Source organism: Methylobacterium nonmethylotrophicum (assembly GCF_004745635.1).
GTDB lineage: Bacteria > Pseudomonadota > Alphaproteobacteria > Rhizobiales > Beijerinckiaceae > Methylobacterium > Methylobacterium nonmethylotrophicum.
On the sequence record NZ_SRLB01000095.1, the window covers coordinates 1 to 1319 of the forward strand.

Sequence of the window (1319 nt, forward strand, 5' to 3'; positions counted from 1 at the left end):
CTGAACCGCTCCGGGTTTTTCGGAGGCTGGTTGGCTTGGTTCAGGCGGCTAAGGCTTGGTCGCCGACGTGGGTATGATAGCGCGCTTCGGCCTCGGCGGGAGGGACGTTGCCGATTGGCGCGAGGAGGCGACGGTGGTTGTACCAATCGACCCACTCCAGGGTGGCGTACTCGACCGCCTCGAAGGAACGCCACGGCCCGCGCCGATGGATCACCTCCGCTTTGAACAAGCCGTTGATCGTCTCCGCCAAGGCGTTGTCGTAGCTGTCGCCGACGCTGCCGACCGACGGCTCGATCCCTGCTCCAGCCAGGCGCTCGGTGTACCGTAGAGCTAAGTATTGCGAGCCGCGGTCCGAGTGATGCACCAGTCCGCTGCCCTGGACGGGACGACGCTCGTGCAGCGCCTGCTCCAGGGCATCCAGGACGAAGCTCGCGTGAGCGCTGCGTGAGGCCCGCCAGCCGACGATGCGCCGGGCGAACACATCGATGACGAACGCCACGTACACGAAGCCCGACCACGTCGCTACGTAGGTGAAGTCGCTGACCCACAAGGCGTTCGGTCGGGGAGCCTTGAAGTGGCGGTTGACGCGATCGAGCGGACAGGCAGCAGCCGGGTCGGGGATCGTGGTGCGAACGGTCCTGCCACGCACCACCCCCGCCAAGCCCATCCTGCGCATCAGCCGCGCCACCGTGCATCGCGCTGTCACGATCCCCTCCCGCGCCAGTTGCCGCCAGACCTTCCGCACGCCGTAGACACAGAAGTTGGCCTCGAACACGCGCTTTATCTCGATCATCAACGCGGCGTCGCTGCGAGCACGAACCGGTTGCTTCTCGGGATCGGCACGCCGGGCGGCATGCACGTAGTAGGTCGACGGGGCGATCGGCAGCACCCTGCAGATCGGCTCGACCCCGTAAGCCTCTCGATGATCGTCGATGAAGCTGATCATGGCCGCGACCGGCGGTCGAGCTCCGCCATGGCAAAATACGCCGATGCTTTGCGCAGTATTTCGTTGGCCTGGCGCAGCTCACGGTTCTCTCGCTCGAGCGCCTTGATCCGTTCGCGCTCGTCCGTCGTCTGGCCAGGACGCACGCCCTGATCACGCTCGGACTGGCGCACCCAGTTCCGCAGCGTCTCGCCCGAGCAGCCGATCTTGGCCGCGATCGACTGGATCGCTGCCCATTGCGAGCCGTGCTCGCCTTCGTGCTCGCGCACCATCCGCACGGCACGCTCGCGCACCTCAGGGGAAAACGGGGCTGTTCGCTTCGTCATGGCTCCATCCTCTCAGAAGGGGGAGCCTCCGGGAAACCCGGGGCGGTTCA

Annotated in this window: 1 protein-coding gene and 1 other annotated feature; the gene reads right to left on the reverse strand. The window is 66.2% G+C overall.

Translation table 11 applies throughout. The annotated features are described in order from the left end of the window. Positions 1-40 precede the first annotated feature (40 nt). A protein-coding gene (locus tag EU555_RS35925; protein WP_091891964.1) for an IS3 family transposase occupies positions 41-1269 on the reverse strand; the annotation gives its coding sequence in 2 pieces (ribosomal slippage) (positions 41-981 and positions 981-1269; 1230 coding nt in all). Next, positions 872-988, reverse strand: a sequence feature (AL1L pseudoknot). It overlaps the preceding gene by 117 nt. Positions 1270-1319: the final 50 nt, after the last annotated feature.